Source organism: Umezawaea sp. NPDC059074 (genome assembly GCF_042738955.1).
Classification (GTDB): Bacteria; Actinomycetota; Actinomycetes; order Mycobacteriales; family Pseudonocardiaceae; genus Umezawaea.
On record NZ_JBHYHC010000240.1, the window covers coordinates 1 to 7,690 of the forward strand.

Genomic DNA, 7,690 nt, shown 5'->3' on the forward strand with positions numbered 1-7,690 from the left:
GTGCTCGACCGCGCCGACGGCACGTTCATCCGCTACACGCGCACCGCCGGTGGGGCCACGGCCGCGCCCGAGGAGCGGATCGAGCCCGCGCGGGCGCTCGACGAGGAGGGCGAGGACTGGACGCACGCCGTCGAGAGCGCCGAACTGGTCGACATCTCCGGCGGCGAGTTCGACGTGGCGAAGTTCTTCGACGCCACCGCGACCCCCGTGCTGTTCGGCTCCGGTGTGCTCAACTTCGGCGTCCGGCACCTGCTCGACCTGATCGTGGCGCTGGCCCCGCGCCCGACCCCGCGCCACGACGTCGACGGCAAGTCCCGCCCGCTCGAAGCGCCGTTCTCCGGGTTCGTGTTCAAGGTGCAGACCGGCATGGACAAGTCGCACCGCGACCAGGTGGCGTTCGCGCGGGTCTGCTCCGGGGTGTTCGAGCGCGGCATGGTCGTCACCAACGCGACCACCGGCAAGCCGTTCGCGACGAAGTACGCGCAGCAGGTGTTCGGCCGCGAGCGCACCACGCTCGACGTCGCCTACCCCGGTGACGTGATCGGCCTGATCAACGCCTCGGCGCTGCGTGTGGGCGACACGCTGCACGCGGGCAAGCCCGCCGTCCGGTTCCCCGGCCTGCCGAGCTTCGCGCCCGAGCACTTCGCCGTGGGCCGCCTGACGGACCTCAGCCGCGCCAAGCAGTTCCGCAAGGGCGTCGAGCAGCTCGCGCAGGAGGGCGTCGTGCAGGTGCTGACGTCGGACCGCCGCGGCGACGGCGTGCCGATCTTCGGCGCGGTCGGGCCGATGCAGTTCGAGGTGGCCGTGCACCGGCTGTTGGCCGAGTTCGGCTGCGTCGTCAAGATGGACCACCTGCCGTACACGCTGGTGCGGCGCATGCCGGACCCGAAGCAGCGCGCGACCGTGAACCTCGCCAACCGCGGCGAGTTCCTGACCCGCGCGGACGGCGCGGAGCTGGTCGTGTTCAACGACCAGACCGCGCTGAACGTGACCGTGCGGCTCAACGAGGGCCTGCTGCTGGAGCCTCTGGTCGCGGGCACGACCTGAGCCGTCAGACCTCGAGCTGCTCCATGAGGCTGGTCGCCGTCACGAAGGCCGTGGAGGCCATCGTGCCCTGCCCGTTGGCGAGGCGCTGGTACTCGCGCAGCGCGGCGTGCGGGTCGCCGAGGTGGCGGTAGCTCTCCGCCACGAGGTAGCGGGCGATGTCGGCCCAGTCCGCCCAGTCCTGGCTCTCGGTGTCCCGCAGGTGGTCCAGCCTGCCCGCGGCGAGCAGGCCCGCGTCGACCGCGTCCTCGTACCGCCCGGCGGCGTGGTCGGCGTGCACGAGCCGGTACCAGAGGTCGACGGGAGCGCCTTCGCGCAGGTCCGCCTGGCCGATGGCCTCGTTGAGGTCGTCGGCCGCGTCGGCGACCTGGCCCGCGTCGATCGACCGGCACGCGCGCAGGTAGCGCAGGCGGCGGGTGAAGCGGGCCAGGGACTCGGGGGCGGGTCGGGCCAGCAGGCGTTCGACGAGGAAGTGCACGGCCTCGGCGTCCCCGCGCTCGTGGTGGGCGGCGGTCAGCCGGGCCAACGACTCCAGCGCCTTCTCCGGGGCCTCCACGGCGATGAACGCCGCCAGCGCGGCCGACGCCGTCTCCAGCGCGGTCTCCGGGAAGACGCTCCCCTCCAGTTCCAGCAGCGTGCCGAGCGCCAGCAGGTCGCCCGCGACCTCGGCGTGCCGCTTGCCGCGCTCCAGCGCCGCCCGCGCCTCCTCGCGCCTGCCCTGCCCCGCCAGCACGTGCGCCAGCCAGTGCTCGCCCCACGCGCTGGCGCTCTCGTCCCCCAGGTCGCGCAGGCGGTCGACGGCGGCCGCGGTGGTCGCGATGCCCTCCTCGATCCGGCCGTCGAAGACCACCCACAGGCCGAGCCAGCAGTGGTTGAGCAGCGCCAGACGCCGATCGCCGTGGGCCAGGAGGACCTCGGCGGCGTCGCGGAACGCCTGTTCGGTCTCGGGGCCCTGGAAGAACTTCGCCCGTAGCTCGGCGAGTTGGGCGGCCAGGTGCTCGGGGAGGTCGTCGGAGACCGCGGCCATGCACGCGCGGGCCTCGTCCTGCTCGCAGCGCAGCTCGTGCCACCGGGCCAGCTCCAGCAGGGCCTCGTCGGTCAGCCCGGCCGTCTCCGGCCGCAGCGGCGGACGGCTGGTGGGCAGCAGCGGCAGGAACCCGGTCAGCGGGCGGGCGTCCAGACGGGCTCGGACGCGGTCGCCCTGGGTCGTGGTGCCGTTGCGGGCGTCGAACGCGTCGGCCAAGTCCAGTGCCTTGGCCCGCATCCGGTCGGCCACCTGCCGGAACGGCAGCGAGTTCGGGTCGTCGCCGAGGTTCAGCCTGGTCTCGCCCTTACCCGCCCGGACCTGCGCGTCGGCGAGGATCGAGGCGGCGGTGGCGAACTCCATGGTCGCGAACGGCCGCCCGCGCGACTCGAAGCCCGCCATCGGGCCGAGCCGGTCCACGCCCGCGTCCAGGTTGCCGGTGAGGGCGCAGAACTCGATCACCTGGCCGAGGTGCTCCATCCGGTGCACGCCGCCCGCCATGCCGCGCCGCAGCCTGCGGAACGTCAGCACGGCCTCCTCCCACTTCCCCGCCCGCGCCAGCGGCAGCAGCATCTCGAACCGCGTCTGCACCACGGGCGATTCCGTGACGGCCGGATCGGCCAGCATCGGCTCGGCCAGCAGGTGGGCGTGCGCCACCGACTCCTCGTCGCCGCGCGCCAACAGCTGGTCGATGCCGACCAGCGTGAGCCACCGGTCGTCGCCCTCGATGTCGGCGGTGGCCGTCCACCGCACGTAGGCGCGTTCGGCCTCGGTCCAGTCCCCCAGGTGCGCGGCGAAACCCCGGCGGGCCGAGTGGACCTGGTGCAGGGTGAGGCCCGCGGCCCGGACCCGGCGTTCCACGTCGTCCAGCGCGGCGCGGATCTCGCGCAGGCCGAAGTGCGGGAAGTCGACCATGCACTCGACGAGGTAGGCGTACCACGTCAGCAGGGACTCCACGTCCTCCTCGTCGAAGCGGCGCGGCCGCGTGTCGAACTCGTCGAGGCACTCCCGGAAGAGCCGGTACGTCTCGTCCCACCGGCTGCGCAGCTGGTAGGTGTCCGCCAGCACCCGGCGCGACAGGTAGGTCAGGCACAGCGCGTCCGCCTCGTCGGCGAGCCGGACGACCTCCCCCATCAGGACGATCCGCTCGTCCGGGTCCTGCTCCAGCCGCGCCTCGTTGAACGCGACCCACAACTCGAAATCCGCCCCCGGAACATCCACGACGGCAGAGCTTAGGCCGTGTCCACTGCCTGCCGAGCAGTGGATAACCGAGCACTGGTCGCGTTCGCTGGGGAGCAGGAGGCTTGCTCTCAGCCGACCAACGCGGAGGAGCGCCCGATGAGTGCCAAGTGGACGAACGACGACATCCCCGACCAGTCCGGCCGCACGGTCGTGGTCACCGGGGCGTCCAGCGGGATCGGCCTGATCACCGCGCGGGAGCTGGCGAAAGCGGGTGCACGGGTCGTGCTCGCCGTGCGCGACACCGCGAAGGGCCGCAAGGTCGCCGCCGCGATGCCGGGGCGCACCGAGGTGCGCGAACTGGACGTCAGCAGGCTGGCGTCGGTGCGGGCGTTCGCGGAGGCGTGGACGGGGCCGATCGACGTGCTGGTCAACAACGCCGGGATCATGGACGTGCCGGAGTCCCGCACCGAGGACGGGTTCGAGCTCCAGACCGCGACGAACTTCCTCGGGCCGTTCGCGCTGACGAACGCCCTGCTGCCGCACGTGGTCGAGCGGGTCGTCACGGTGTCCTCGCAGCTGCACCGGTTCGGCAGGCCGGTGCTCGCCGACCTCACCTGGGCGACGCGGAAGTACGACGCCACGAGGGCCTACGCCGACTCGAAGCTCGCGGACCTGCTGTTCGCGCTGGAACTCCAGCGCAGGCTCGCCGCGGCGGGCAGCCCCGTGCGCTCGGTCGTCGCCCACCCCGGCATCGCCACCACGAACCTCGCCGCGCGACCCGACGGCTCCCCCGCGCCGATCACCCGGTTGTCGTTCATCCTCAACGACGCCGAGCGCGGCGCGCTGCCGACGCTGTTCGCCGCCACGACCGACGTGCCGGGCGGCTCCTACGTCGGACCGGACGGGATCGGTGGTATCAAGGGGTTCCCGGCGCTCGGCACGCCCTCCAAGCGCGCCCGCGACCCGAAGCTCGCCCGTGAGCTGTGGAACGTCGCCGAAGCGCTGACCGCCGGGGCCGCCGCACCGCACGCAGGGACGTGACCATGGAGTACGCCGAGCTGTCCGACTTCCTGCGCAAGCGCCGGGAGGCGCTGCAACCGGAGGACGTGGGCCTGCCGCGCGGCGCCCGGCGGCGAACCCCCGGCCTGCGCCGGGAGGAGGTCGCCGCGCTGGCCGCCATGTCGACCGACTACTACAGCAGGCTGGAGGGCGGTCGCGGGCCGCAGCCGTCGGAGCCCATGCTGGCCGCGATCAGCCGCGCCCTGCACCTCACGCTCGCCGAGCGCGACCACCTGTTCATCCTGGCGGGGCAGGGGGTTCCGGTGCGGACCACGCGCGCGGACCACGTGAGCCCCGGCCTGCTGCGGATCCTGGACCGGCTCGACGACACCCCGGCGTTCGTGCTCAACCGGCTCGCCGAGACGCTCGTGCAGACCAGGGCCCACATCGCGCTGGAGGGCGACCACTCCGTCTTCACCGGGCAGGCGCGCAGCGCGGTCTACCGCTGGTTCACCGACGAGGCCGAACGCGCGCTGTACCCGGAGGAGCACCGCGCGGACCACAGCCGGATCCTGGTGTCCAAGCTGCGGTCCACGTACGCCGTCGACGGGCCCTCGTCCCGCGCGGGCGCGATCGTGGCGACGCTGCGGGAGACCAGTCCGGAGTTCGCCGGGCTGTGGGAGGGGCATGAGGTCGGCGTGCGTTACAGCGACACGAAGGTGTTGCGGCACCCCGAGGTGGGCGACCTGGAGCTGCACTGCCAGATGCTGCACGAGATCGAGCAGCAGCAGACGTTGCTGGTGTTCACCGCGACGCCGGGGTCGGTGAGCTACGACCGGCTCCGGCTGCTGACCGTGGTCGGCGGTCAGCGGCTCACGACGAACCGGTAGCGGCGCGGGTGTCCCAAGGGAGCGGAGCCCCGGCGTACTTGTGAGCGCGGACGTCGCCGGAGCGGGCGTGACCCTCGAACAGTTCCACGCGGGACGCGCGGCCGCACACCTCCCCCAGGGCCGCGCTCGCGGCCGGGTCGGTGACCTCGGAGTACGTCACGGTCTTGAGGTACTTGCCGACCCACAGACCGCCGGTGTAGCGGGCCGCGCCACGGGTGGGCAGCACGTGGTTGGTGCCGATCACCTTGTCGCCGTAGGACACGCAGGTGCCCTCGCCGAGGAACAGGCCGCCGTAGTTGCGCATCTTCTCCAGCGCTCGTCGGGGTTCGGCGGTGAGGACCTGGACGTGTTCGCTGGCGAAGACGTCGGCGAGGGTGAAGGCCTCGTCGATCGAGTCCACGACGTGCACTTGGCCGTGGTCGCGCCAGGCGGGTTCGGCGAAGTCTCGGGTGGGCATGCCGGGGAGCAGTCGGTCGATGTGCTCCATCGCCTCGACGGCCAGTGCGCGCGAGGTGGTGATGAGGATGGCGGGCGAGTCGGGGCCGTGCTCGGCCTGGGACAGCAGGTCCACGGCGACGATGAACGGGTCCGCGGTCTCGTCGGCGATCACCAGGATCTCGGTGGGACCGGCGAAGAGGTCGATGCCGACCTCGCCGTAGAGCTGGCGCTTGGCTTCGGCGACGTAGGCGTTGCCGGGGCCGGCGAGCAGGTCGACGCGGTCGATCGTCTCGGTGCCGACGGCGAGGGCGGCGACCGCCTGCACCCCGCCCAGCAGGTAGATCTCGTCCGCGCCCGCGAGGTGCATCGCGGCGACCGTGGCGGAGGGGATCTCGCCGCGGATCGGCGGGGTGCAGGCGGCGATGCCGGGTACGCCCGCGACCTTCGCGGTCACGATCGTCATGTGAGCGGACGCGGTGAGCGGGTAGCGGCCGCCGGGGATGTACGCGCCGACCCGCTCGACCGGGATGTGCTTCTGGCCGAGGTGGACGCCGGGCAGGGTCTCTACCTCGAAGTCGACCAGCGAGTCGCGCTGGTGCTGGGCGAACGTCCGGACCTGGTGCTGCACGTACCTGATGTCCTCGACGACCTGCGGGTCGACGGTGGCGACGATCTCGTCGATCCGCTCGGGCGAGAGGCGGAAGCTCTCCGGCGACCACGAGTCGAACTCCTCGGACCAGCGGCGGACAGCCGGGTCACCGTGTGCGCGAACGTCGTCGATGATCTCCGTGACGCGGTTCCGCACGGCGACCCGGTCGTGGCGGACCTCGTCGGACGGGGTAGCGGACTTCAGCACTTCCGACATCGCGCACTCCTTCGCTCCTCGGCGGAACATACGTATGCACACTAGCCTCGGGCGAACCCGAGCCGTCAAGCCTTCTAGCCTCCTTACCTTCGGCCCCCTGCTCGAGAGGAGACCCGCGTGATCACCAGCCATGACGTCGCCCGGCTGGCGGGCGTGTCCCAACCGACCGTGTCCCGCGCTCTGCGCGGTGACCCCCGTGTTGCTTTGGCTACGCGGGAGAAGGTTGTTCGCGCGGCGTCGACGCTTGGGTACGTGCGGAGTGAGGCTGGACGGGGGTTGGTGACTCGGTCCAGTTTTCGGGTGGGGGTGGTGGTTGCGGATTTGGCGAATCCGTTCTTTCCGCATTTGATCGGGCCGTTGCATGATGAGTTGGGGGTTTTGGGGTATCGGACGATGGTTTTCACCGAGCGTCCGGATGCGCCTATCGCGGCTGAGCAGTTGTTGGACGGGGCTATCGATGGGGTGGTGTTGGCGACCAGTTTGCTTGATTCGCCTTTGCCGGAGGAGCTTGGGCGGCGGGGGTTGCCGTTTGTGTTCTTGAATCGGGCTACCGATGGGGAGGGGGATGCTTCGGTGGTGGACAACGAGGCTGGTGGGGAGTTGGTGGCCGCTCGGATGGTGGAGATGGGGCATCGGCGGATTGGGGGGATTTTTGGGCCTGCCAACACCAGTACTGGGCGGGATCGGGAGGTTGGGTTTCGGCGAAGGCTTGCTGCTGCTGGGGTTTCGTTGGATGAGGAGTTGGTTCGGCGGGGGGCGTTTGAGTTCTCTACCGGGTTTGAGGGGATGGCTGAGCTGTTGCGGTCGGACGTAACGGCGGTTTTTTGTGGGAATGATGTTGTTGCGTTTGGGGCGTTGGATGCTGCTCGGCGGGGTGGGGTGGGGGTGCCGTCGGCGGTGAGTGTTGTTGGGTTTGACGATATTCCGATGGCTGCTTGGGAGGCTTTTCGGTTGACCACCGTGGGGCATGATTTGCGGGGGATGGCTGTTGCCGCTGCGCGGTTGTTGGTGGAGAGGATTTCTGGTGGGGGGCCTGTGCGGAGGGTTGCGCTTGAGCCTCGGCTGGTTGAGCGGGCTACGCTTATGCCGCCTGGATGAGGGTGGGGTTAGGCGGGACAACCCCCGATTGCGCCAATTATCCCACCCCTTTTCGGGTATTAAAAACATGGAAAAGCGCGAGAGAAAACGTAAAAGGGGGGGGGCGCCAAAAAAAAAAGGGGGCGGCCCGGGGGGGGGGTTAAAAAAACA

6 protein-coding genes are annotated in these 7,690 nt (G+C 70.8%); 4 read left to right on the plus strand and 2 right to left on the minus strand.

Going from position 1 to position 7,690, the window contains the following annotated elements; translation table 11 throughout:
* A partial coding sequence (locus ACFWW9_RS45125) for a peptide chain release factor 3 (RefSeq protein ID WP_390389660.1) occupies window positions 1-1,047 on the plus strand: 1,047 nt, incomplete at its 5' end.
* Window positions 1,048-1,051: 4 nt separating this feature from the next.
* On the opposite strand, the gene ACFWW9_RS45130 is transcribed toward ACFWW9_RS45125, so the two are convergent.
* Window positions 1,052-3,289: a hypothetical protein gene (locus ACFWW9_RS45130; RefSeq protein WP_390389662.1), complete on the minus strand. Its 2,238-nt coding sequence runs from the start codon at window positions 3,287-3,289 to the stop codon at window positions 1,052-1,054.
* A 117-nt stretch (window positions 3,290-3,406) separates the two neighbouring features.
* Between ACFWW9_RS45130 and ACFWW9_RS45135 the strand changes: the two genes are divergently transcribed.
* Both ACFWW9_RS45135 and ACFWW9_RS45140 read left to right on the plus strand, forming a co-directional pair.
* Window positions 3,407-4,291 (plus strand): oxidoreductase, encoded by an 885-nt coding sequence (locus ACFWW9_RS45135; protein WP_390389663.1) that lies wholly within the window; start codon window positions 3,407-3,409, stop codon window positions 4,289-4,291.
* Between the two features lie 2 nt (window positions 4,292-4,293).
* Window positions 4,294-5,139, plus strand: coding sequence for a helix-turn-helix transcriptional regulator (locus tag ACFWW9_RS45140; protein WP_390389665.1), 846 nt, complete (start codon window positions 4,294-4,296; stop codon window positions 5,137-5,139).
* Here the strand turns inward: ACFWW9_RS45140 and hisD are convergent.
* Window positions 5,123-6,442 (minus strand): histidinol dehydrogenase, encoded by a 1,320-nt coding sequence (gene hisD, locus ACFWW9_RS45145; RefSeq protein ID WP_390389667.1) that lies wholly within the window; start codon window positions 6,440-6,442, stop codon window positions 5,123-5,125. The two genes, ACFWW9_RS45140 and hisD, sit on opposite strands and share 17 nt — an antisense overlap.
* A 117-nt stretch (window positions 6,443-6,559) precedes the next feature.
* Between hisD and ACFWW9_RS45150 the strand changes: the two genes are divergently transcribed.
* A complete protein-coding gene (locus ACFWW9_RS45150; protein ID WP_390389669.1) occupies window positions 6,560-7,540 on the plus strand; it encodes a LacI family DNA-binding transcriptional regulator in 981 nt (326 codons plus the stop codon).
* The last annotated feature ends 150 nt before the right edge of the window (window positions 7,541-7,690 follow it).

What these genes read in the sequence shown, in the direction of transcription:
- ACFWW9_RS45135 (WP_390389663.1), top strand. Translation starts at nt 3,407, where the DNA reads ATGAGTGCCAAGTGGACGAACGACGACATCCCCGACCAGTCCGGCCGC.
- ACFWW9_RS45140 (WP_390389665.1), top strand. Translation starts at nt 4,294, where the DNA reads ATGGAGTACGCCGAGCTGTCCGACTTCCTGCGCAAGCGCCGGGAGGCG.
- hisD (WP_390389667.1), bottom strand. Translation starts at nt 6,442, where the DNA reads ATGTCGGAAGTGCTGAAGTCCGCTACCCCGTCCGACGAGGTCCGCCAC.